A 25,080-nucleotide genomic window follows, 5' to 3' on the forward strand; every position below is an offset into this window, starting at 1 on the left:
CGATGTCGCGCTGCTCATCACCCTCAGGAGCGGTTCTGGCCGGTACCGGGGTACGGTCAGGAACCCGGCTGCACGAGCCCCGTGTCGTACGCGAGTACGACGGCGTGCACGCGGTCGCGCAGTCCGAGCTTGGAGAGGATCTTCGAGACGTGGGTCTTGACCGTCTGCTCGGCGATGAAGAGCGCCTTCGCGATCTCGGTGTTCGAGAACCCGCGACCGACGAGGGTCAGTACCTCGCGCTCGCGCTCGGTGAGCTCGGAGAGGCGGGTGGCGTCGATGCGAGGCGGTGGAGCCGAACGGGCGAAGTCCTCGATGAGGCGGCGCGTCACGCTCGGCGCGAGCAGGGCGTCGCCCGAGGCGACGATGCGCACGGCGGTGACGAGTTCTTCGGGCGTCGCGTCCTTCAGGAGGAACCCGCTCGCCCCGGCGCGCAACGCCTCGTAGACGTAGTCGTCGATGTCGAACGTCGTCAGCATGAGCACGCGCGGCACGTAGTCGCTCGAGCGTGGCGGCGTCTGCAGGTCGCGCGTCGCCTCGAGGCCGTTCCGGCCGGGCATGCGCACGTCCATCACGACGACATCGGGTCGAAGTTCGCGCGCCATGGCCACAGCCTCGTCGCCGTCAGCGGCCTGCCCGACGACCTCGATGCCGGGCTGCGCGCCGAGCACGGCCGCGAAACCGGCTCGCACCATCGCCTGGTCGTCGGCGATGAGCACCGAGATCGTCACACCGTGCCTCCGTCCGACCCGAGCGGAAGGGTCGCGAGAACACGGTAGCCGCCATCGGGCCGTTCACCGAACTCGGCGCGCCCGCCGAGCAGGGCCGCGCGCTCGCCGATGCCGACGAGACCGTGGCCGCCGCCCTTGGCGTCGGGGGCAGGGGCATCCGTCGCCGCATCGTTGTCGATGCAGACGACGAGGTCGTCGGCGAGCACCTCGACCGAGACGAAGGTCGGCGCACCGGGGGCGTGGCGGACGACGTTGCTGAGGGCCTCCTGCACGATGCGGTAGGCCGCGGTGGCGGCGAGCCCGCCATCGTGCACCGAGGCATCGACGGTGAGGGTCACCGGCACGCCGGCACGCTCGACGGATGCCGCGAGCTCGGGCAGCTGGGCGAGCCCGGGCTGCGGCGCCGTCTCCGCCGCCGTGTCGGCACTGCGGAGGACCCCGAGCAGTTGCCGCATCTCGGTCATCGCCGAGCGGGCGGACGCCGCGATCTCGGAGAACTCCGTCTTGGCGTCGTCGCTCAGCCCCTCGACTCGGTACGGCGCGCTCGTCGCCTGCACGTGGATGATCGACAGGCCGTGCGCGACCACGTCGTGCAGCTCGCGGGCGATGCGGTTGCGCTCCTCGACGAGCACGCGCCGCTGCTGCTCGGAGGCCGAGTGCGCGCGTTCGCGGAAGAGCTCGACGCCGATCACTCGGCGCTGCGCGAGCAGCATCGAGATGGCGCAGGCGAGCGCCGTGACCGCGGCCCCAGTGATCATGTTCGCGGCCGAACCGGTGTCGACGAACGCGAACGGCAGGGTGACCACGACCCCGATGCCCCAGGCGATCAGCCCGAGGCGCCACTCCCACATGAGCCCGATGACGATGAGCAGCACACCCTGGCTCACGATCGAGGTGACCGGCCACGGCCACGGGGCGCCGTCGGAGTTCATGGAGAGCAGGGCGAAGGCGAGGAGCCCGGCCCCCGAGACGCTCGCTGCGACCCACGGCCATCGCACCGCGAGCGGCAGCGCGACAGCGAGCGCGAGGCACGTGCCGAACGCCGCGAGCAGCTCGACGCCGTAGATGGTTGCCGCGAGCGGCACGGAGACCGAGACGATGATGACCGCGATGAGCGAGGTCGACACGAGCATCCACGCCCGGAACTGCCGCTCGTCGGCCGTGATGCGCGCCAGCCGGGCCGGCGCAGCAGGGATCGACGGCGCAGGCGGGAGCGGCGCCGCAGGGGGACGGGGTGCGGGCCGGGCCTCACGTGCGGGGCGGGCCTGTGCCGCGGCATCCGCCGGGCTCTGCTCGGAATGATGGGTTCGCGCCATGATGCCAGTAGCCAATCACGCCGTGCGGGGCGCTGCATCCCTCCCGAGGACGATTCGCGGGCCGTACGCGGGTACTGTGCCGGTCACCCGTGCGGGCGGACCCCGGCCGGCGGGGTCACGCCGTCGACGGCCGCGTCGGGGCGCATGCCGGCCGAGGCGTGCACGTCGCGCATCCGCTGGGCACGATTGACGGCGATCACGCGCTCGTCGCGCAGCGGCAGGCGTACCTGCTCCTCGGCGGCGGCGACGCCGGCGCGCAACTGACGCGCCCGTTCGACCTCGGTGTCGAGCACCGCGCCGAACAGCATCGCGAGGTTCGAGAGCCACACCCACAGCAGGAAGGCCACGACCCCGCCGAGCACGCCGTAGACGCGCACGTAGCTGCCGACGCCGAAGACGTAGGCCGCGAAGAAGGTCGTCGTCAGGACCCAGGCGAGCAGGGCCACGATCGCTCCGACGCTGAACCAGCGCAGGTGCCGGCGCCGCACGTTCGGCGCGGCCCAATAGAGCACTGCCATCACGAAGATGCCGATCGCGGCGAGCACCGGCACCTTGCCGAGATCCCACCAGAACGCGACGCCTTCGTCGAGGCCGAGCACGCGGGCCGCGGCCTCGGCCACCGGGCCGGTCACGACGAGGCCGACGGCGGCGATCGCGCCGAACACGACCACGACGGCCGAGACCGCGAGCATCGCCGGGCGCATCTCCCAGAACGGGCGGCCCTCCTCGACCTGGTAGATGCGGTTCATGCCGCGGCCGAACGCGCCGACGTAGCCCGACGCCGCCCACAGGGTCGCGATCAGGCCGGTCGCGAAGGCGAGTCCCGCGTGCGACGCGTTCAGCAGTTGGTCGAGCGGCTCGCGGAGGGCATCGACGACGGATGCCCCGCCGAGATCCTCGACGACGCGCAACGCGTCGGCGACCACGGCTTCGGCGCTGCCGAAGATGCCGAGCAGCGCGAACGCCGCGAGCAGGGCGGGGAAGACCGTGAGCAGGCCGTAGAACGTGAGGGCGGCTGCGATGTCGTGCGCCTGGTTGATGCGGTACTCGTGCACCGTGCGCGTGAGGATGATGCGCCAGTCGGCGCGCGAGAGCTGCACCGGCGAGTCGTCGTCCGACGACCCGGATGCATCGCGCCCGGATGCATCGCGCCCAGTTGGATCGTGTTCGGCTGGATCGCGGTCGGTCGGATCGTGTTCAGGCATGTGGCCTCCCGTGCAGACGCCCCGAGCCTACGGGCGACCGCGTCATCGGCACAGGGGGTTGCCGAGCGGCGTCGGGTCACGAGCGGCGGTCGCCCGATCAGGCGACTGCGTTCAACCGAGGTGCGCGTGCAGGAACGCGGCGACGCGGGCGCGCATCTCCGCATCGAGGATGCCGATCGAGTGACCGGCGCCCGGGACGACTGCGAGCTCCGTCGGCACGCCGGCGGCCGCCAGGGTGGCGGCGAGCCGCTCCGACTGCCCGAGCGGCACGGCCTCCGCCACGGCATGGCCGATGAAGAAGGGCGGGTCGCTCGGATCCGCGTGGCTTCCCGCCGAGGCATCCGCCGCCTGGGGGCACTGCTCGTCGCTCGCACCGGGGACGCAGTCGAGGTAGTCGCCGACGATGCCGCGCAGCCAGTCGGAGGCCGCGTCGGCCGCGAGCTCGGCCGACCCGAGCCCAACCGGCCCCGAGAGCTCGGCGACCGCCGCGACGCGGGATCCGGTGTCGAGCGGGCCCTCGCCGGTCGTGCCGAGCAGCGCCGCGAGGCTGCCGCCCGCCGACCCGCCGAAGGCCCCGATGCGAGCGGGGTCGATGCCGAAGCGCTCGGCCTGTTCGGAGTCGCGGAGCCACTCGACGGCGAGCGCCACGTCGTCGATCGCCGCGGGGAAGACCGCGTCGGGCACGAGTCGATAGTTGACGGATGCCGCGACGAAGCCCTCGCTCGCGAGCCAGAGGCACGTGTTCCGCCAGTCGGCGTTGGCCTTGTCGCCACGGGCCCAGCTGCCGCCGTGCACCGAGACGACCGCGGGAAGCGGTTCGTCGGTGAGCTCGGCTCCGGGGGGCGTGCAGACGTCGAGCGTGAGCAGTGTGCCGTCTTCGCGCGCCCCGTACTCGAGGTCGGGCTCGACGGCGATGCGGCTCGGCGCCGTGAAGGTGCGGATGCCGACGACCTCGGTGCCGGCCACCTCGCTCACGGCGTCGACGCCGCGCGGATCGATCTCCTGCAGTGGCAGGTGGAAGCCCGAGAGCGCGCTCACGCTCGCGATGGCGGCTGCAGCGGCCGCAACGGCCCACACCACTCGCCGGGCGCGAGTGCCGAAGCCGCCTGTGCGTCGGGTCGAGGTCACACCGGGCTCCGGGTTCAGGGGTGGAGTGATGCTACCTCACGTTCTCCACGGGTGGAAACGCTTCCCGTCTAGCGGCGAGCGGCTTCGCGAAGCAGACCGAGTGCGCCTCGCCGACGTACTGGCCGAACTGCGGGATCTCCCGGTACCCGTGGCGGGTGTAGAGCGCCTGCGCAGCATCGTGCAGGTCGCCGGTCTCGAGCACGATCTCGGCGAGCCCGCGCGCCGCGGCATCCGCTTCGATGCGCTCGAGCAGTGCCGCAGCGACGCCGCGCCCGCGTGCTGCCGGGTCGACGAACATGCGCTTCAGCTCGCCGCGCTCGGCATCGGCCTCGGCGACCAGTGCGGCGATGCCCACCGCGCGCTCGCCGTCGCGCGCGACGTAGAAGACGACCTCGGGCCGTTCGAGCGTCGCGATGTCGAGCAGGAAGTTGCTCTCGGGCGGGTACAGGCTCTGGGCGAAGGCGGTGCTGCCGTCGAGGAGGCGCTCGACCTCGGGCTGGCGGGGCGGTTCGACGCTGACCGTGACGGGGGCGGGGTGCTGCGGCATCCGCAGAGCCTACGTCGCGAGTGTTTCGGGTCGATTTCGGAGCCCGCTGCGTGCCCGCGCGTCGCGATCGATCGAGGGCCGTGCTCGCTACGCTGGGCCCGACGTCGCTCTGCACCGTGCCGTCACGGGTCGACCGGAGCGCGAGACGTGAGGGGCGCACGCAATGACCGATGACCGGAACCCGCAGAACGCACCATCGGAGACGACGGCTGCGACGTCGCAGCCGACGACCGCCGCCGCGCCGCCCGCGAACCCCGCGGGTGTGAGCCGCGCGATGCTGCTCTGGGTCGGCGCCGCGGTCGTGATCCTCTGCTTCGTGGCCGCATTCCTCGGGGCCACGCTGGCCCGCTCGGGTGACGCGGACGAGGCGGTCGCCACGCCCACGCCGACCGCCGAAGAGGTCGACGAGGCGGCGTACGAGGAGGCGCTCGCCGAGATCCTTCCCGCGGGGTCCGCGGTGCGCGCCGGCTCGGGAGTGCCCGAGTCCGGCAAGGGCTACGACGGTGACGTCTACATCGACATCGCCACGTCGGACGTGTACCTCTTCTCCGAGGGCGACTGGGCGCTCGTCGGCAACATCCGCGTCTCGGCTGCGGAGAATCTCACGGGCGCGACCGGGGCGACGGGTGCCACAGGTGCCACGGGCGACACGGGTGCGAAGGGCAAGCCGGGCGAGACCGGGGCCCCCGGCGCACCGGGAACGCAGGTGGTGCTGGGGGTCGGCGAACCAGCCCCGGGCACCTGCACGACGGATGGCGACGTGTTCATCGACACCGAGACGGTGACCTTCTACGAGTGCACCGGTGGCACGTGGGTGCCCTCGGCGACTGCCCCTCCCGAGCCGACACCGGCGCCCGAGGGCTGACCCCAGCCGCGGCATCCGCTCGGCAGGCACGTGAGCGGATGCCGCGTGCGGGACTTTCCCAGACGATTCCGGTATCGTGGCCGAGTCGGTTCTGGACACCGCGCTGTGCGCGGATGGGTTTGTGAGTCCAAAGGGCCGGTTTCGAGGCACAGGCCTCGGATAGTCACCGTATGTGAACGGCCCCGGTCGACGATGCTCCGGGTTCTCAGTGTGCTGCGCCTGCAGTGGCGCTGCCATGTACACGAGTACAACCCAGGAAGTCACCATGCCCAAGAACAAGAAGCCCCAAGGCGGCAGGCCCGCCAAGAACTTCGATCCTTCGTACGCGAAGGGCGGCTCGAAGGGCGGCCCGGCGCGCGCCGGAGCCCCCAAGGCCGGATCGCGCAGCGAAGGCCACCGCGGCTACCGCCCCGAGGCCGACGCCCCCGTCAAGGAGCGCTGGTCGCGCGACGAGCGCGTCGCCACCGGCCGCGCCCCGCACCGCTCGGAGCGCGGCGGCCGCGACGAGCGCGCTCCCCGCTCGTACGACCGCAATGACCGCAACGACCGCCCGGCGCGTTCGTACGACCGCGACGATCGCGCACCTCGTACGAACGACCGTGCACCGCGTTCGTTCGACCGCAATGACCGTCCGGCCCGTTCGTTCGATCGCAACGACCGCCCGGCGCGTTCGTTCGACCGTGATGACCGCGCACCTCGTTCGAACGATCGCAACGATCGCGCGCCGCGTTCGTTCGATCGCAACGACCGTCCGGCCCGTTCGTTCGACCGTGATGACCGCGCACCTCGTTCGAACGATCGCAACGACCGCGCGCCGCGTTCGTTCGATCGCAACGACCGTCCCGCGCGTTCGTTCGACCGTGACGACCGCGCTCCCCGCTCGTTCGACCGGAACGACCGGAACGACCGCCCGGGGCGTTCGTTCGACCGGAACGACCGCGCTCCCCGTTCGTTCGACCGGAACGACCGGAACGACCGGAACGACCGCCCGGCGCGTTCGTTCGACCGGAACGACCGGAGCGACCGTCCCGCGCGTTCGTTCGACCGTCCCGACCGTCCGGCGCGTTCCTACGACCGCGACGACCGCGCTCCGCGCCGTGACTTCGACCGCCCCGGCTTCAAGGAGTCGGGTCGCCGCGACTCGAGCTTCTACCCGGCCAAGGACCAGGGCAACCGTCACGCGAAGACCGATGACGTCGTGCTCGAGCGCCTCGAGGCCCAGGCCATCCAGGCGACCGACGCCGACGGCGTGAGCTTCGCCGACCTCGGCCTCGGCGGCAACGTCGTGAGCGCGCTCCGTCAGCTCGGCGCCGAGTCGCCGTTCCCGATCCAGGCCGCGACCATCCCGGTCGTGCTCGAGGGTCGCGACGTTCTCGGCCGCGGTAAGACCGGTTCGGGCAAGACCATCGCCTTCGGCGCCCCGACCGTCGAGCGCCTCATGAAGCTCTGGGCGGAGTCCGGCAAGGCCGGCGGCAAGCGCCAGATGGGCCGCAAGCCCCGTGCGCTGATCCTCGCCCCCACCCGCGAACTTGCCCTGCAGATCGACCGCACGGTGCAGCCCATCGCGCAGAGCGTCGGCCTCTTCACCACGCAGATCTACGGCGGCGTGCCGCAGCAGCGTCAGGTCGGCGCGCTCCAGCGCGGCGTCGACATCGTGATCGGCACCCCCGGCCGCATCGAGGACCTCATCGAGCAGCGTCGACTCGACCTCTCCGAGGTCGTCATCACCGTGCTCGACGAGGCCGACCACATGTGCGACCTCGGCTTCCTCGAGCCGGTGCAGCGCATCATCCGTCACACCGCGGCCGGCGGCCAGAAGCTCCTCTTCTCGGCCACGCTCGACAAGGGTGTTGCCGCCCTCGTCGACGAGTTCCTCGTCGACCCGGCCGTGCACGAGGTCGCCGGTGAAGACCAGGCCTCCTCGACGATCGAGCACCGTGTGTTCGTCATCGGCAACCACGAGAAGCGCGACATCGTCGCCGAGCTCGCGAACCGCGAGGGCAAGACGCTCGTCTTCTCCCGCACCCGCGCGTTCGCCGAAGACCTCACCGAGCACCTCGAGGACTACGGCATCCGTGCCGTCGCCCTGCACGGCGACCTGAACCAGTCGCGCCGCACGCGCAACCTCCAGCAGCTCACGAGCGGCCGGGTCAATGTGCTCGTTGCGACGGATGTCGCGGCACGCGGCATCCACGTCGACGACATCGACCTCGTGATCCAGGCCGACGCGCCCGACGAGTACAAGACCTACCTGCACCGCTCGGGCCGCACCGGCCGCGCGGGCAAGACCGGTCAGGTCGTCACCCTCATTCCGCGCAACCGCCAGCGTCGCATGGTCGAGCTCCTCGACCGTGCCGAGATCGACGTCGACTTCGTCGACATGCGCCTCGGTGACGACTTCGCGGGCGAGCTCGCGCGCGGCACGGCCGCTGCAGTCGCCGTCGAGTCCCTCGACGCGGCTGCCGACACGGTCGAGGTCGTCGAGATCGATGACGTCGTCGAGATCATCGAGGTCGAGGAGACCATCGAGATCGTCGAGATCGAGTCGGCCGCGGCCGACGAGGAACTCGCCGGCTGACCCGTCGCGAACTGATCGACCGAAGGCCCGTGTCCGATGGACGCGGGCCTTCGTCGTTCTGGTCCCGTTCCATCGATCGTGGCAGGAAGATCTGATGTTTCGGGCGCCGCTTCTCCACCGGCCATGAGAGCGGTTCCACTCGACAGCTGGAAGCACAGAGATTCGGGCGGATTCCCGCAAGCCCGTTATTACAGGCATGCGCACGGTCACATTGGCCCTTGCCGAACCGCGGCTTCCCCAGTAGCGTCAACTTTCATGCATCCGACACCGTCGTCGTTCCCTCTTCGCCGGCATGCCGTTGTCCTGACCTTTGCGACAATTGCGGCCCTCGCTTCCTCGGCTCTCGTGCTGCCGCATGCAGCTCATGCCGAGGAGATCCCCGTCACCCCCGCGACCGTCGGCTACGGTTCCGCGAACCCCGCCGTGGCCGACACGACGACGATGGCGGTTCACGCCGTCGCCCGCACGATCGTGGACGTGACCGACTTCGGCGCCGACCCGAGCGGCGAGAGCGATTCGGCCGCCGCGATCGCCGATGCGGTCGAGCATGCCAAGGGGCTCGATTCACCGGTCACGATCCGGTTCCCGTACGGCACGTACGAGATCTATCCCGAGCAGACCGAGAAGCGCGAGCTGTACGTCTCGAACACCACCGGCGCCGATGCCGGTCCGCGCGTGAAGAACATCGGCATCCTGATCGAGGACATGGCGGACGTCATCGTCGACGGTGAGGGGTCGAAGTTCAACTTCCACGGCCTGCAGACGCAGTTCGCGGCGATCCGCACCGAGAACGTCACGTTCACGGGGTTCAGCACCGACTGGGTCGCCCCGAACACGATCGACCTGACGGTGCTCGGCACCGGCGTCGCGAACGGCGTGCCGTTCCGCGACATCCAGGTGCCGCCCGGCACCCGCTACGAGATCGCGAACGGCAAGGCGGCATTCCTCGGCGAAGCGAGTCCGGTGACGGGCCAGCCGTACTGGCGGTACGAACCCGGCTCGGCGACGCAGGGCCACAACCAGCGGCGCCACCTCGCGACCGGTCAGACCTATCGCACCGCAGCGCCCGTGTGGACGAACTCGACCGGCGTCTCGGAGCTCGGCGACAACCGGCTTCGCGTGACCTACTCGGGCACGACCGACCCGGGCGGCCGCGGCGAGGTCTACGAGTTGCGTCCGACCTATCGCGACACCCCCGGCGTCTTCGCGTTCGAGGCCGTTAACACCGATCTCGTCGACCTCGAATTCGGCTACCTGCACGGCTTCGGCATGGTCGCCCAGATGTCGCACAACGTCACGGTCGACGGCGTGCGGTTCAAGACCGAGAACGGCACATGGCGGCAGACCTCGGGCTTCGCCGACTACCTGCAGATGTCGGGTGTCGGCGGCAAGGTGCAGGTGCTCAACACCCTGTTCGACAACCCGCACGACGACCCCATCAACATCCACGGCACGTACGTGCAGGTCAAGGGCGTCGACGTCGCCAACAAGAAGGTGACCCTGCAGTACATGCACCACCAGACGGCCGGGTTCCCGCAGTTCTACCCGGGCGACACGCTGCGCTTCGTGACGCGCGGCACGATGCTGCCGGTGGCCGGCGAGAACTTCACGGTGACGGATGTCGCCGGCCCGAGCGGCTACGACCACGACGGCAGCCTCACCCAGATGACCGTCACGCTCGACCGGGCGCCCGAGGGCATCCAGGTCGACACGCACGCCGCCGAGAGCCTGACCTACACGCCCGAGGTGCGCATCGCGGGCAACACCTTCGCGTCGGTCCCGACGCGCGGCATCCTCGTCACGACGCCGAAGCCCGTGCTCATCGAGCGCAACCTGTTCGACCAGATGAGCATGGCGAGCATCTACGTCTCGGGCGACGCAGCCAACTGGTACGAGTCGGGCGGGGTCGAAGACCTCACGATCCGCGAGAACATCTTCGATCGTCCCACCACGAGCGCCCCGGTGATCTACTTCGACCCGACGAACGGTGCCACCGAACCCGATCGAACGGTGCACCGCAACGTGCTGATCGACGACAACCGGTTCAACCTGCTGCCCGGCACGCAGTTGCTGAACGCGAAGTCGGTCTCCGACCTGACCTTCACGAACAACACGGTCGGATGGTACGGGCCCACGACGACCACCGACCCGGCGAAGTCGTCGCGCACCGCGCTGTTCTCGATGAACGGCAGCCACCGCTTCGAGTTCAGCGACAACACCTACGCGCCCGGGTTCAACGTGCGGGTCTCGACCAACACCGCGGCATCCGAGGTGACCGGCAACGACCCGTTCGCCGTCAACGCCGACGCGATGACGCAGGTGCCCACCGTGCCACTTGCTGCCGGTCTCAGCTGGGTCCGCGAGGAGCCGTCGCGATGGTCGGCCGTGGCGACCGACTCGATCCGACTGCTCTCAGGCGGAAACGGATTGTGGGCGACGCAGAACGCCGCGAGCATGCTGCTGCGTGACTCGGGCTCGACCGCACCCACCGAGGCGGTCGTGAAGATGACCGGTTCCACCAAGTCGTCGTACGAGGAGGCGGGCCTCATCTTCTACGTGAACGACGACAACTACGTGGCACTCCAGCGCAAGCACGCCAACGGCAACCCCCAGCTCGCGCTGGTCACCGAAGCGGGCGGCTCGCCCAACGAGAACACGCGGATCAACTCGCCGGCGCAGGAAGATCTGTGGCTCAAGATCGTCCGCGGCGGCAACACGTTCACTGCCTCGTACTCGCTGAACGGCACCGACTACACCGCGATCGGCACGATCACCAACGCCGCCGTCGCCGGGGCCGTGCCACGCGTCGGCGTCATGGCTGCCGGACCGTTCGTGTCGACGCCGGCGGCGTTCGTCATGAGCGGGCTGAACGTCGACGGCACCGCGGCGCCGTTCTTCGACTCCGTGCCGGAGCCTGTCGAGCTGCGTCTGGCAGCCGCACTCGAGGATCCGTCGTGGCAGGGCGTCGACTTCGGTGCCCCCGTGGCGCCGCGGTCGTGGCTCTCCGTGGTGCCCGCCGACGTCGAGCACGTCACGACCACCCTCGCCCCGGTCGATGACGGCACGCAGGTCGTCGTGACCGTCGACGACCGCCCAGTCGAGTTCGGCACCGGCGCGATCGATGTGCCGCTCTCGGCCGGCCCCAACGTGATCCAAGCTCGAACGATCGCCTCGAACGGCGACAGCCAGACCTATCGGTGGACGGTCGTCTCGCTGAAGCCCGGCGTCGCCGTCACCACGCGTCCGCCGCTCGAACCGGCTCTCGACGTCGCCGTGACGGCGGCGACCCGGTGCATCGGCGGCAAGGTCGTGCTGTCGGTGCGCGCCACGAACGGCGAGGCGGTGCCGGTGTCGATCGCGTTCGCCTCCGACTACGGCACGAAGTCGTTCGCGGCGGTCGCCCCGGGCAAGAACGCGGTGCACGCGTTCACGACGCGCCAGACGAGCATCCCTGCGGGCACTGTCGACGTGACGGCGCAGGCGAGCATCGACGGCCAGCCGGTGTCGGTGTCGCTGGCCGCCGCGTACCCGGCGAACAGCTGCGACTGACGCTCCGTTGCTGAGGTGAACGATCGGAGGCTCGCGTCCCGCGGACGCGGGCCTTCGTCGTCTCCTGGGACGTCGTCGAACGGGCCGGGTGGCGCGCGAGACATCCGTTTGCCATAATTACTTCCTGAACGGTCGGTCACTAATTCCGACCAGCGGATGCCGCAGCACCTTGCCTAGGCTGAGTGCAGCGTTCCACCAAGACAGTGCGGTCAGGAGTGAACCATGGCTGAGGCCTACCTCGTCGGTGGCGTGCGAACGCCCGTCGGACGCTACGGCGGAGCCCTCGCCGGCGTGCGGCCCGACGATCTCGCGGCGCTCGTCGTCGGCGAACTCGTGCGGCGCACCCGCCTCGACCAGGCCGGCGAGCTCGGCGCGATCGACGAGGTGATCCTCGGCGGCGCGAACCAGGCCGGGGAGGACAACCGCAACGTCGCCCGCATGTCGGTGCTGCTCGCGGGCCTGCCCGACGAGGTGCCGGGCATCACGGTCAACCGGCTCTGCGCCTCGGGAATGTCGGCGATCACGATGGCCGCGCAGGCGATCCGGGCCGGCGACTCCGACCTCATCATCGCCGGCGGCGTCGAGTCGATGACCCGCGCACCCTGGGTGCAGGCGAAGCCCGATCGCGCGTGGGCGAAGCCGGGTGCCGCGTACGACACCTCGATCGGCTGGCGATTCCCGAACCCGAAGCTCGTCGCCCGCGACAAGGCGACCTTCTCCATGCCCGAGACGGCCGAAGAGGTCGCTCGCATCGACGGCATCACCCGCGACGACGCCGACGCCTTCGCGCTCCGCTCGCAGCAGCGAGCAGCCGCGGCGATCGCCGCGGGCCGGTTCGAGGCCGAGATCGTGGGTGTGGCGACCCATCGCGGCGAGGTGCTCGTCGACGAGGGTCCTCGCCCCGAGACCACGCTCGAGGCGCTCGCAGGGCTCCGCCCCGTCGTGCACGGCGGGTCCGTCGTCACGGCCGGCAACTCGAGCGCACTGAACGACGGCGCCTCGGCGATCCTCGTCGCGAGCGCCGCGGCCGTCGAACGCTACGGCCTCACCCCGCGCGCCCGCGTCGTCGTCGGTTCATCGGCCGGGCTCCCGCCCGAGATCATGGGCCTCGGACCGGTGCCCGCGACCGAGAAGGCGCTCGAGCGCTCCGGCATCGACCTCGATGACATCGGTTCGGTCGAGCTCAACGAAGCGTTCGCGACGCAGTCGATCGCGTCGATGCGCCGCCTCGGGCTCGACCCCGAGCGGGTCAACGCCGACGGGGGAGCGATCGCCCTGGGGCATCCGCTCGGCTCGTCGGGTTCGCGGCTCGTCGTGACGCTGCTCGGCCGCATGGAGCGCGAGCAGTCGCGTTACGGCCTCGCGACGATGTGCGTCGGCGTCGGCCAGGGCAGCGCGCTCATCGTGGAGCGCGTCTGATGGGGAAGGGTCTCGATACGCTCGCCGGCGCTCGCTACTCGACCGACGAGGGGCCGTTGCTCGTCGAGCGCCGCGACGACCGGGTGATCGCCACCCTCAACCGGCCCGAGAAGCGCAACGCCATCGACCAGGCGACGATCGACGCCCTGCACCTCCTGTGCGCCGAGCTCGAGGCGATCCCGCGCACGCTCATCCTCACGGGAGCCGGCGGCGTCTTCGCCTCGGGCGCCGACATCGCAGAGCTCCGTGAACGGCGAGCGGATGACGCGCGCGCCGGCATCAACGCGAACGCGTTCGTGCGTCTCGCGCTGCTGCCGATGCCCGTCATCGCCGCCCTCGACGGGTACGCGCTCGGCGGCGGGGCCGAGCTCGCCTACGCCGCCGACATCCGCATCGCGACGCCAGCGCTGAAGATCGGCAACCCCGAGACGGGCCTCGGCATCATCGCCGCGGCCGGGGCGAGCTGGCGGCTGAAGGAGATCGTCGGCGACGCCCGCGCGATCGAACTGCTGCTCACGGGGCGCACGGTGACCGGGGCGGAGGCGCTCGAGATCGGGCTCGTGAGCGAACTGCACCCTGCCGACGAGTTGCTGCCCGCCGCGCACGCGATCGCCGATCGCATCTCACGCAACGACCGTGCGGCGACGATCGCGACGAAACGCGTGTTCCGCGCCCCGCGCGACGCGCACCCGGCCGTCGACCTCGAGGAGCAGGCCGTGCTGTTCGAGAGCCCCGAGAAGCTGCGCCGCATGACCGAGTTCCTCGAGAGGAAGCAGAAGTGACCGTGAACGAGACCGACACCGGGGCTCCGGCCGACGTCGGCGTGCTGGGCGGGGGGCGCATGGGCGCCGGCATCGCGCACGCCTTCCTGCTCGCCGGCTCGCGGGTCACCGTCGTCGAACGCGACGCCGACGCCGCTGCTGCGGCCTCGACGCGGGTGCTCGAGTCCGTCGCGGCCTCCGTCGCTCGCGGCACCGCCGACGATGAGGAGGCGGCGATCGCGGCCCGCTTCGCCGCCTCGACGGAGGTCGCCGACTTCGCCCGCTGCGATCTCGTCGTCGAGGCCGTGCCCGAAGACCTCGAGCTGAAGATCGACGCCCTCACTCGCGTCGAGGCCGTGATCTCCGCCGACGCGGCGCTCGCCTCGAACACCTCATCGATCTCGATCGACCAGCTCGCGGCGCTGCTCGAGCGCCCGTCGCGGTTCCTCGGCCTGCACTTCTTCAATCCCGTGCCCGCGTCGACGCTCGTCGAGATCGTGCGCGGCGACGCGACCGACGGGCCCCTCGTCGAGCACGCCCGCGCCTGGGTGCACGCGATCGGAAAGACGCCCATCGTCGTCGCGGATGCCCCGGGCTTCGCCTCCTCGCGGCTCGGCGTCGCGCTCGGGCTCGAGGCGATCCGCATGCTCGAAGACGGCGTCGCCTCGGCCGAAGACATCGACGCGGCGATGAGCCTCGGCTACAAGCATCCGATCGGCCCGCTGCGCCTGACCGACATCGTCGGCCTCGACGTGCGACTCGGCATCGCCGACTACCTCTCCTCGACGCTCGGCGAGCGCTTCGCCCCACCCGCGCTGCTCCGCCGAATGGTCGCCGAGGGCAAGCTCGGCCGCAAGACCGGCGAGGGCTTCTACCTCTGGGACGCCCCGTGAAAGGAACATCTATGAACACGATCCTGCCGAGCTACGTGAACGGCGAGTGGTGGGCTCCGGCTCAGGCCGCAGAGGTTACCGAGGTGCGCGACGCCTCGACCGGCGAGCTCGTCACGCGCGTCTCGACCGAGGGGCTCGACCTCGGCGCCGCGCTCGAGCACGCCCGCACGGTCGGACAGGCCTCGCTCGGCGAGCTCACCTTCCACCAGCGGGCGGTGCTGCTCAAGCAGATGGCGCTCGCGCTCACCGAGCGCAAGGCCGAGCTCTACGAGCTCTCGGCGCGCACCGGCGCGACGAAGCAGGACTCGTGGGTCGACATCGACGGCGGAATCGGCGTGCTCTTCACGTACTCGTCGAAGGGGCGTCGCGAGATGCCGAACTCGAAGGTCTACGTCGACGGCGCCGTCGAGAACCTCTCGAAGGACGGCTCATTCCTCGGACGGCATATCTACACCCGCCTGCCCGGCGTGGCCGTGCAGATCAACGCCTTCAACTTCCCGGTGTGGGGCTCGCTCGAGAAGTTCGCACCCGCCTTCCTCGCCGGCGTGCCGACCCTCGTGAAGCCGGCAACCCCGACGGGCTATCTCGCCGAGGCGTTCGTGCGCATCCTCGTCGAGTCGGGCCTCCTGCCCGCCGGGTCGCTGCAGCTCGTCTCGGGCAGCGTGCCCGACCTCTTCGATCACTTGCGCCTCGGCGACCTCGTCGCCTTCACCGGCTCGGCGTCGACCGCCGAGAAGCTGCGTCGGCACCCGTCGGTGCAGACCGGCGGGGTGCGCTTCACCGTGGAGACCGACTCGATCAACGCGAGCGTGCTCGGCACCGATGCGGTCGCCGGCACGCCCGAGTTCGACGCCTACGTGAAGCAGCTCGTCGCAGAGATGACCTCGAAGGCGGGGCAGAAATGCACGGCGATCCGCCGGGCGATCGTGCCCGCGGCATCCGTCGACTCGGTCATCGACGCCGTTCGCGCCCGCATCGCCGAGCGCGTCGTGCTCGGCGACCCGCGCGCCGAGGGCGTGACGATGGGCCCCCTCGCCTCGCTCACCCAGCGCGACGAGGTGCTGCGCCAGGTCGGCAGACTCGAGGCCGGCGGCGGCGAGCTCGTCATCGGCTCGACGGATGCCCCGGCGGTCACGCTCGCCGACGGCGCCACCGGCGAGGCATCCGACGGCGCGTTCGTCGCGCCCATGCTGCTCCGGTTCGCGGATGCCGCGAGCCCCGCGCTGCACGAGGTCGAGGCGTTCGGCCCGGTCTCGTCGATCATCGGGTACGACACCGTCGCCGAAGCCGCAGCACTCGTGGCACGCGGCGGCGGATCGCTCGTGACGAGCGTCGCGACCCACGACCCCGAGGTCGCCGTGGCACTCGCCTCCGGCATCGCGGCGTACAACGGCCGCGTGCTCTTCCTCGACCGCGACGACGCCCGGTCCTCGACCGGCCACGGCTCGCCGCTGCCGAACCTCGTGCACGGCGGTCCGGGTCGCGCCGGCGGCGGGGAGGAGCTCGGCGGCATCCGTGCCGTGCTGCATCACATGCAGCGCACCGCGGTGCAGGGTTCGCCCGAGATGCTCACCGCCCTCACCGGCGTGTGGCACTCGGGTGCGTCATCGCAGCCCGGCGGCGTGCACCCGTTCCGCAAGTCGCTCGCCGAGCTGAAGATCGGCGACCAGGTCGTGAGCGCGTCGCGTACCGTGACGCTCGACGACATCGAGACGTTCGCCGCGTTCACGGGCGACACGTTCTATGCGCACATGGACGAGGAGGCGGCATCCGCGAACCCGTTCTTCCCGGGCCGAGTCGCGCACGGCTACCTGCTCGTGTCGTGGGCCGCCGGTCTCTTCGTCGACGCTGCGCCTGGGCCGGTGCTCGCGAACTCGGGGCTCGAGAACCTGCGGTTCGTGACGCCGGTGTCGCCGGGCGACTCGATCCGCGTCGAGCTCACGGCGAAGCAGATCACGCCGCGCGAGACCGACGAGTACGGCGAGGTGCGGTGGGACGCGGTGCTGAAGAACCAGAACGACGAGCTCGTCGCGTCGTACGACGTGCTCACGCTCGTGGCGAAAGAGCTCGCGCCGGTCGAGTAGGGGCTCGACGAGACTCCTGCGAGCGGAGGCGTCGAGTCGCTCGCCGGTGCCCTCGCTACTTCTTCTTGCCGACCAGGGCCTGAACGTCCTTCTTGATCGCCTCGAACGCATCCTGCTTTTCGGCGACGAATTCCAGCGCACGCACGCCCGTCGCGAGCGCGTCGCTCGCGAGTTCTCCGACGTCGGTGAACCTGTGGCTCACGTCGCCCGCGAGGCCCCCTTCGAGCGCCAGTCGACTCACGAGGTCGAGCCGCAGGCTCTTGGTCCCCTCGTTGAAGCTGACCTCGTCGAAGTCGACCCAGACCATGCCGGGGCGCGTCGTCGACTCGAACACGTAGCGCTTGTTCGTGAGATCGAGGACGACCTGCCAGATGGTCTGGGAGGCATCCGGCTTGCCGGGCTCGGGTGTGCGGAACGGCTGCGCCGCATTCCGGATGATGCTGAACATGGCCGCGATCGCGTCGACCTGGGTCTTCGGCTGGACCTGGTGATCCACGTAGAAGAGCGCGCGGGCGAAGCGGTCGCTCGCCAGCGTCGACCCGGGAAGCGGCTGGTCACCGCCGAGGCCCTGGTAGACCTTGACCAGTTCGAGCTGCTTGTCGTACGTCGGCGAATTGGTCATGACCTTGTAATCACGGCTGTGATAGACGCTGGGCTTGCCGTCGGTGTATTCGATGATCGCGGAATCACCGGTCGCGTCGTTGATCGCGAGGTGCAGCGTCGGCACCAGGTGCCCGGTCGGATCGAACAGTTGCGCGATCTCGACCTGCGACTGCGTGGTCCACTCGACGGCTTCCGCAACAGTGGCGAAGTTATCGAGATAGTACTGCAGCCAGACGGCCTGGCTCAGTTGGGTCGCGGATGCTTCGGGCTTGCCGTAGTCCGACTCGGCGAGCCACAGGATGTGTCCGGCGAAGCCCTCTTCGTTCATGCCGTCTGTCGCGATGAGGTCGAACGCGGTGGCGACGACGCTCCCGTACTTCGCACGCCAGCGGAGGTTGCCCTGCACTCCGTCCGTGCGTTCGATGCCGCGCGGGTACTTCCAGAGGTTGGTGAGGAGATCCATGTGGAAGTCCATGTTCCGGCCGACGATGACCGATCCGTTGGCATCCGACCAAACAACTCGTGTGCACATGGCTCTCGCACATCCCTTCTTCGTTGACGTTCTTCGCACTGACGTACTGGCGCACTGCCGAATCCGATGGGCTCCGTGACGCCGATGCGTGTGCTCCGATGTAGGCCCAGACTATGAAGCTGCGGGCCGGCAGCGGATGCCACCAGCGGGAATTCACCTACGGCGTCACCTACGGCATCACCCGGGCGTGCTTCGAGCCGAACCGGAACCCGAGCGAGGCACGGGCGCCCCGGAGGGCGTCTCGGTTCGAAAGCCGGTGCCGAAGTGCCGAAGTGCCGCCCGAATCCCGGTCGCTGACTCCTGACGGAGCTCGCGGACTACTCGACGGCGTCCAGCAGGGCCTCGACGAACCTCTCTGCGAGGTGCTCCTGACCCGCCTCGTTCACGTGGAGGCCGTCACCGAGGTCGAACTCAGGGCTGTTGGCTTCGTCGAGCCACAGACTCGGCGAGACGGGGTCGATGTACAGCGCGCCGGCTTCGCCCGCTGCTGTTCGAATGATGCCGGCATCGTCGCGGTCGCCGAAGCCGCCGAACGGGGCGATCGGACCGAAGACGACGACGCCGGCCTCGGGCCACGCCGCGTGCGCCGCCCGGACCGCCGCGGCCACGTTGTCGCGCTGTTCGGCGGCCGGCACGAAGAGGTCGTTGAGACCGCCCTGAAGGACGACCAGGTCGTAACTGGAGTCGTCGTCGGCGTGGCTGCGAAGCCGGCTGGCGTAGTCGATGCCGGTGCGGCCGTCGGCAGCGGCGCCCTGCGTGAACCCGGTGCCGCTGATGCCGTCGATGGTGGCGTCCCACCCTCGATCGGCGACGACGAGGTGGGCCCAGTCGGTGCCGGGCGTGATCCCGTAACCCTCGGTGTACGAGTCGCCGATGATGAGCACCTCGGCACCCCCGGCGACCTGTGCCGGGGAGAGGATCACAGACACTCCGCGGGTGGTGGACGCAGTCGGAGCCGCGTCGGTGCTCGCCGGCGAAGAGCCCGAGGAGGAGCCCGGCGAGGCGCTGCAGGCCGACAACGCCGGAGCGAGCAGCACCGCCATGAGCACCGCGAACGGCGCTGCGATCGGAGCGGCGCGGCCGTGCCCGAGTCGAGACGTGCTCACACCTCGATGTTAGGCGAGACGCCGCGGCTCAGCCCCGGAGAGCGAACACGAACGGGAGCACCTCGGTCGCGCCCGCCCGGCGGAGCTCGCGCGCGGCGATCGTGAGGGTCCACCGGCTGTCGGCCTGGTCGTCGACGAGGAGCACCCCGCCCGCCGGAACGTCGAGGCCCTCGGCTGAGAACCGATCCCACAGGCCCGCGAGCCGGAACGCGCTGTTGCCGCCCGGCTGACCGGTCGGACCGCCGTTCCGGAAGTCGAGGGCGCCGAGGTAGGGGAGTCGCCCGACCTCGGCGAGGCCGCGGGCGAGCGAGTCGACGAGCTGCGGGCGCGAGCGCGACGGCATCGCGACGACTGCGACCGGGCGCTCGGCCCATCCCCAGTCGGCCAGAACGCGCACGCACGCGGCGAGCACCTGCGGCGACACGGGGGCATCGGGCGCGCCCGCTGCGAACAGCTCGCGCAGGGTGCCGCCCCACCCGAGGTCGGTGAGGCGCGCGAGCGCTCGGCCCTCGCCCGCCTGCTCCGCTGGCGCGATGCGCCCCTTGACGGGCACGCCGAGACGGTCGGCGCCGGTCGGCCACGCGCGGCGCGGCTCGACGGGCACGCCGACGCGGTCGAGGGACTCGGCAGCAGTCGCGGTCGCGGATGCCGCGATCTCACGTGGGAACCAGACGCCAGCGCAGTTGTCGCATCGCCCGCAGGGCGCCGCCGTGTCGTCGTCGAGCGATCGCTGGAGGAACTCCATGCGGCATCCGTCGGTCTGCTCGTACTCGATCATGTGCTGCTGCTCGGCGAGCCGCTCGGCGGCGATGCGCTCGTAACGCTCGGCGTCGTAGAACCACGGCGTGCCGGTGGCGACCCAGCCGCCCTGCACTCGGCGCACGGCGCCGTCGACGTCGAGCACCTTGAGCAGCAACTCGAGCGGGGTGCGGCGGATGTCGACCATCGCCTCGAGGGCGGGTGTGGAGACGGGCACGTCGGAGAGGGCACCGATGACGCGCTCCGCACGCCCCTGATCGGGCATCGATGCGGTCGCGAAGTAGTGCCAGATCGCGGCATCCTCGGTGCCGGGGAGGAGCAGCACATCGGCGCTCTCGCTCGCGCGGCCCGCGCGGCCGACCTGCTGGTAGTAGGCCACGGGCGACGAGGGGGCGCCGAGGTGCAGCACGAAGCCGAGGTCGGGCTTGTCGAAGCCCATGCCGAGCGCGCTCGTGGCGACGAGCGCCTTGACCTCGTTGCGCTTCAGCATGCCCTCGGACTCGGTGCGCTCGTCGGTATCGGTCTGGCCGGTGTAGGCGCGCACCTCATGGCCGCGCTCGCGCAGGAGTCGCGCGGTGTCGTTGGCGGCCGCGACCGTGAGCGTGTAGATGATGCCCGAGCCCGGCAGGTCATCGAGGTGACTGAGGAGCCAGGCAAGGCGACTCGGCGAATCGGGCAGGCGCAGCACGCCGAGCCGCAGCGACGCCCGGGCGAGCGGCCCGCGGATCGTGAGGACTTCGGGCGCGGCAGCCTCGCCTGCAGCGGCGCCGTCGGCCGCGCCAGTGCCGAGCTGCTCGGCGACGTCGGCGACCACCCGGCTGTTCGCCGTCGCCGTGGTCGCGAGCACCGGTACTTCGGCGGGCATCTGCGAGATGAGATCTCTCAGCCGCCGGTAGTCGGGCCGGAAGTCGTGACCCCAGTCGCTGATGCAGTGCGCCTCGTCGACCACGAGCATGCCGATGCGCCGCACGAGCGCTGGCAGCTGCTGCTCTCGGAACGCGGGATTGTTCAGTCGCTCGGGCGAGACGAGCAGCACGTCGACCTCGTCGCGGTCGAGCTGGGCGAGCACGTCGCCCCATTCGTGGGCGTTCGTCGAGTTGATGGCGACGGCGCGCACACCCGCGCGTTCGGCCGCCGCGATCTGGTCGCGCATGAGGGCGAGCAGCGGTGAGACGAGCACGGTCGGCCCCGCGCCCTGTCGACGCAGCAGAAGCGTCGCGACGAAGTACACGGCCGACTTGCCCCACCCCGTGCGCTGCACGACGAGCGCGCGCCGACGGCCCTCGACGAGTGCCTCGATCGCCTCGAACTGCCCATCGTGGAACTCGGCGTCGTCGCGGCCGACGAGTTCGCGCAGGGCGGCGAGTGCCGCGGATCGGGTGTCGGCGGGCGGCGCGGCAAGGGTCATGGGATCCACTCTGCTGCACGCCGCCGACAGACGGCTGGGCGATCGGATGTCGGGAGCCCAGCACACCCGAGACCGACGCTGTGGAGACGCAGTCAGGAGTTTCACAGCTGATCACACGTCATGTATCGCGTCATCCGCCATCTCTTGGTTGGTGGCAACGAACCGCCACCCGTCCTCACCCGAGAGGATGTGCCCGACCGGCGTGCACCGCACGCCAAGCATCGGCGCCACCGCGCGCCCTGCACCGGCACGTTTGCGCGAACCCGACGCGCAGGCGCTGTCCGTCGTGCCCGACCTCCCGGATGTGGTGCCGGCGCAGCCGCGTCGCGCCCCACGTGAGACGTCCGTGGAGAAAGGGAAGCAACAGTGATGAACATCGCGATCGGGTCATCCCGAGATCGTGCTCGGCGCCTGCAGACACTGCTGGCGTTCGCGATCTGCCTCGTGCTCGGTGTCGCCGCCAACGTGCTCATGATCGGCACGGCCGCCCACGCGGCCGGTGGCACGCCGATCTCGATCGACGACGTCGCCTTCGTGCACGACGAGTTCGACGACGGCAGCCAGCAGGAGATCACCGTCAAGTGGAGCGTGCCGGGCGAGGCCGCGAACCCGGTCAACGTGACCGTCGACCTGCCCGACGGGCTGAGCGGCCATGAAGACCGCTTCGCCATGATCGACCCAGATGGCGAGGCCGCGGGCGAGTGCGTCGTCTCGAGCTCGAACATCACGTGCACGGTCGACCCCGCCTACATCGACGGGCACGAGCTCGACATGCGGGGCGAGTTCACCTTCCGGGTGAACGTGTGGCTCGAGAACCTCGAGACCGAGGAGCGGGTCTTCGAGTTCGGCGACGTCAGCGACACCGTCATCGTCGGCCCGAACCCGGGCCGCTGCTTCGAGAACTGCGAGTTCGGCGGCTGGGACGCGTGGAAGAGTGGTTCGTACCGCAACCTCGAAGACACCATCACCTGGTGGGTCGGCGTGCCGGCCGGCGCAGACGGTATCCCCGCGGGCCGCGACATCGTGGTCGAGGACCAGCTCGACCTCGGCGCCTTCGAACTCGTCGGCGACCCCGTCGTCTACGAGGCTCGCTCGCTCGCCTACGATTCCCTCGGCCGTCAGAACCCGGTCTTCGCTGCCAAGCCGGCGTCGGAGGTGACCGTCTCCGCCGACGGGCTACGCGTCGACTTCACCTCGGTGCGCGGTCTCGGCAACCGGGCGCCCGAAGGCCAGCAGGGCATCACCGGCTCGATGTACGAGGTCGTGTGGACCGTGAAGGTGCTCGACGAGGGCAAGGCGAAGATCTACCAGAACACGGCGAACTACAGCGTCGAGGGCGTCGAGCCCGGCACCACGACCGGCACCGCGACCCGCGTATCGGGCTCGGGCAGCGTGGTCGGGCGCAACTTCGGCAAGTTCCAGCTCACCAAGGAGCTCGCGGGCGACACCTCCCTGACGCCCCGCTTCACCGTGAACTACACGGCGACGCTCGACGGAACCGTCACCGAACGGCGCACGGTCGAGCTGCGCGCGGGCGAGTCGTTCCTCAGCGATGAGCTCTTCAAGGGCACCACCATCACGCTCGACGAGATCACGCCCGACGAACCCTCGAACGTCACGTGGGCCGACCCGGTCTTCGTGCTGCCAGACGGCACCGAGAGCGAGCGCCTCGAGCTCACCTTCTCGTCGGCCGAGGGCAATCTCGGGGCCGTCACGCAGATCCGGCTGCAGAACCGCGCGACCCTGCAGAAGAGTTCGCTCTCGGCCCACAAGACCGTGGTGAACGACGACGGCATGCGCATCCCCTCCGACGCGACGTTCACCCTGAACTACCGCTGGGCCGCTGACGCGGCCAAGGGCATCCCGCAGGGCGGCGGCTCCGTCGAGCTTCCGTTGGACGGCGAGCGCATCGAGATCCCGAACCTTCCCATCGGGGCGGTCGTCGACTTCTCCGAGAGCACGCCGACCGCAGTGCCCGGTGCGAGCTGGCAGACGCCGGTGATCGAGCCCGCTCGAGTCGTCGTCGACGGCTCCAGCGCTGAGGTCGACGTCACCGTGACCAACACGCTCATGCGTGACTTCGGCGACTTCGAGATCGTGAAGCGCCTCGACGGCAACGCCGCCGGTCTCGTCGACGACCCGACCTTCACGGTCGAGTGGTCGTACCCGGCCGACCCCGACCGCGGCGTCTACGAAGCAGGCAACGGCGTCGTCGAGGTGACCGCCGGCGGTGCGCCCGCCGCCGTCGAGCACTTGCCCGCCGGTGCGACGGTCACGCTCGAAGAGGTGCTCGAGCGAGTCGAAGGCGGCACGTGGGCAGAGCCCGTGTTCAGCGAGAAGACGTTCACCGTCGTCGCGGGAAACCGCGTCACGATCGACCTCGACAACGAGCTCACGCTGAACGCCGGCTACTTCTCGGCACGCAAGGTGCTCGAGGGGACCGGTGCGAAGCTCGTGCCGGCCACCGACGCGTTCACCATCCACTACCGCTACGAGGCCGGCATCGGCTTCGCCGCCGGTGACGGCGAGCTCGTCGTGGGCGCCGATGGATCGACGGCCACGAGCGGCCCGCTGCCCTACGGGGCGGTGCTGCAGCTCACAGAGCTCGCTCCGCAGCCCGTGCTCGGCGCAACCTGGGGCGAGGTGCCGGTCTTCTCGACCGACAGCGTGACGATCGGCGACGGCACGACGGTCGACGTCGTGCTCACCAACACGATCACCCGCGACGTCGGCGCGTTCAGCCTGCAGAAGCGTGTCGAGGGGAGCGGATCGCACCTCGTCGGCACCGACCGCGAGTACACGTTCACGTACGAGTACCCCGCCGGCCCGAGCTTCGACGCGCTCGAGCCGACCGAGGTCGCGGTGCCGGCCGACGGCACGACCGTGACGATCGGCGACATCCCCGCAGGGGCCGTCGTCACCGTGCGGGAGGTGGAACCGGACGCCGTCGTCGGCGGCACTTGGGACCTGGTGGAGTTCAGCGAGTCGAACACCTTCGTCATCGGCCACGACGAGCAGACCGAGGTGCTCGCCGTGAACACCCTGCACCTGAACGACGGGTTCCTCTCGGTGCGCAAGGCGATCGTGGGCTCGGGCGCTTCGATGCTGCCGAGCGATGCCACCTTCACCGTGCGCTACGAGTACCCGGCCGGCACCGGCTTCTCGGGCGGTGCCGGCCTCCTCGCGCTGTCGGCCGACGGCGCTGCCGTGACGAGCGAGGCGATTCCGTTCGGTGCGGTGGTGACGCTCACCGAGCTCGCCCCCGCCGCGGTCGAGGGCGCCGACTGGGCCGGCGCCGTGTTCAGCGATGATGTCGTCGTGATCGGCGACGGCACCGTCGCGGAGATCGAGCTGACCAACACGCTCGAGCGGCACCCGGCGCCAGGACTCGCCTCGACGGGCGTCGAGGGGGTCATGCCGGCGGTGGTCGGCGGTGCACTCGTGCTCGCGCTGGGCGCCGCGCTGCTGCTCATGGCCGCGGTTCGCCGCCGCCGCGCGTAGCGATCCACGACGGAAGGCCGGGTCGCGCATCCCCCAACGCGCGGCCCGGCCTTCCTCACGCCGAGCAGCAGCAGCCGCTTGCGGGGCTAAATGTTAGC

16 protein-coding genes are annotated in these 25,080 nt (G+C 70.4%); 8 read left to right on the forward strand and 8 right to left on the reverse strand.

Going from position 1 to position 25,080, the window contains the following annotated elements; translation table 11 throughout:
- Positions 1-56: 56 nt before the first annotated feature.
- The 5 genes from VPH61_RS13610 to VPH61_RS13630 form a co-directional block, all read right to left on the reverse strand.
- Positions 57-728 carry a response regulator transcription factor gene (locus VPH61_RS13610; RefSeq protein ID WP_332064041.1) on the reverse strand — a complete coding sequence of 224 codons (672 nt, stop codon included), beginning with the start codon at positions 726-728 and terminating at the stop codon, positions 57-59.
- Positions 725-2,044 carry a sensor histidine kinase gene (locus tag VPH61_RS13615; RefSeq protein WP_332064042.1) on the reverse strand — a complete coding sequence of 440 codons (1,320 nt, stop codon included), beginning with the start codon at positions 2,042-2,044 and terminating at the stop codon, positions 725-727. Before VPH61_RS13615 ends, VPH61_RS13610 begins: the two co-directional genes overlap by 4 nt.
- 83 nt (positions 2,045-2,127) lie before the next feature.
- Positions 2,128-3,249 carry a YihY/virulence factor BrkB family protein gene (locus VPH61_RS13620; RefSeq protein WP_332064043.1) on the reverse strand — a complete coding sequence of 374 codons (1,122 nt, stop codon included), beginning with the start codon at positions 3,247-3,249 and terminating at the stop codon, positions 2,128-2,130.
- 111 nt (positions 3,250-3,360) lie between these two features.
- Entirely contained in the window at positions 3,361-4,377 is a 1,017-nt protein-coding gene (locus VPH61_RS13625) for an alpha/beta hydrolase (RefSeq protein WP_332064044.1), read from the reverse strand.
- 31 nt (positions 4,378-4,408) lie between these two features.
- Positions 4,409-4,924 (reverse strand): GNAT family N-acetyltransferase, encoded by a 516-nt coding sequence (locus tag VPH61_RS13630; RefSeq protein WP_332064045.1) that lies wholly within the window; start codon positions 4,922-4,924, stop codon positions 4,409-4,411.
- 163 nt (positions 4,925-5,087) lie between these two features.
- Here VPH61_RS13630 and VPH61_RS13635 point away from each other — a divergent pair, with 163 nt between their 5' ends.
- From VPH61_RS13635 to paaZ, 7 genes are all read left to right on the forward strand, one after another.
- The gene (locus tag VPH61_RS13635; protein WP_332064046.1) at positions 5,088-5,789 is read left to right on the forward strand and encodes a hypothetical protein; all 702 of its coding nucleotides are present in this window, start codon (positions 5,088-5,090) and stop codon (positions 5,787-5,789) included.
- 265 nt (positions 5,790-6,054) lie between these two features.
- Positions 6,055-8,367, forward strand: coding sequence for a DEAD/DEAH box helicase (locus tag VPH61_RS13640; RefSeq protein WP_332064047.1), 2,313 nt, complete (start codon positions 6,055-6,057; stop codon positions 8,365-8,367).
- 345 nt (positions 8,368-8,712) lie between these two features.
- Entirely contained in the window at positions 8,713-11,916 is a 3,204-nt protein-coding gene (locus tag VPH61_RS13645) for a DUF1349 domain-containing protein (RefSeq protein ID WP_332064048.1), read from the forward strand.
- Positions 11,917-12,138: 222 nt separating this feature from the next.
- Positions 12,139-13,335: an acetyl-CoA C-acyltransferase gene (locus VPH61_RS13650; protein ID WP_332064049.1), complete on the forward strand. Its 1,197-nt coding sequence runs from the start codon at positions 12,139-12,141 to the stop codon at positions 13,333-13,335.
- The gene (locus tag VPH61_RS13655; RefSeq protein WP_332064050.1) at positions 13,335-14,117 is read left to right on the forward strand and encodes an enoyl-CoA hydratase/isomerase family protein; all 783 of its coding nucleotides are present in this window, start codon (positions 13,335-13,337) and stop codon (positions 14,115-14,117) included. The genes VPH61_RS13650 and VPH61_RS13655 overlap by 1 nt, the downstream gene beginning before the upstream one ends.
- A 2-nt stretch (positions 14,118-14,119) precedes the next feature.
- Positions 14,120-14,989, forward strand: a complete 870-nt coding sequence (locus VPH61_RS13660; RefSeq protein WP_332064111.1) for a 3-hydroxyacyl-CoA dehydrogenase family protein — start codon at positions 14,120-14,122, stop codon at positions 14,987-14,989.
- 11 nt (positions 14,990-15,000) lie between these two features.
- Positions 15,001-17,073: a phenylacetic acid degradation bifunctional protein PaaZ gene (paaZ, locus tag VPH61_RS13665; RefSeq protein WP_332064051.1), complete on the forward strand. Its 2,073-nt coding sequence runs from the start codon at positions 15,001-15,003 to the stop codon at positions 17,071-17,073.
- Positions 17,074-17,128: 55 nt separating this feature from the next.
- Here the strand turns inward: paaZ and VPH61_RS13670 are convergent, their stop codons facing one another.
- The 3 genes from VPH61_RS13670 to VPH61_RS13680 all read right to left on the reverse strand — a co-directional run bounded on the left by VPH61_RS13670 (position 17,129) and on the right by VPH61_RS13680 (position 21,481).
- Positions 17,129-18,208, reverse strand: a complete 1,080-nt coding sequence (locus VPH61_RS13670; protein ID WP_332064052.1) for a linear amide C-N hydrolase — start codon at positions 18,206-18,208, stop codon at positions 17,129-17,131.
- 317 nt (positions 18,209-18,525) lie between these two features.
- Complete coding sequence (locus VPH61_RS13675) at positions 18,526-19,314, reverse strand: SGNH/GDSL hydrolase family protein (protein ID WP_332064053.1); 789 nt, start codon at positions 19,312-19,314, stop codon at positions 18,526-18,528.
- Between the two features lie 28 nt (positions 19,315-19,342).
- On the reverse strand, positions 19,343-21,481 hold the full coding sequence (locus tag VPH61_RS13680; protein WP_332064054.1) for a RecQ family ATP-dependent DNA helicase: 2,139 nt from the start codon (positions 21,479-21,481) through the stop codon (positions 19,343-19,345).
- 369 nt (positions 21,482-21,850) lie between these two features.
- Between VPH61_RS13680 and VPH61_RS13685 the strand changes: the two genes are divergently transcribed.
- Positions 21,851-24,982, forward strand: coding sequence for a DUF5979 domain-containing protein (locus VPH61_RS13685; protein ID WP_332064055.1), 3,132 nt, complete (start codon positions 21,851-21,853; stop codon positions 24,980-24,982).
- The last annotated feature ends 98 nt before the right edge of the window (positions 24,983-25,080 follow it).

This window comes from Agromyces sp. CCNWLW203, assembly GCF_036576125.1.
Classification (GTDB): Bacteria; Actinomycetota; Actinomycetes; order Actinomycetales; family Microbacteriaceae; genus Agromyces.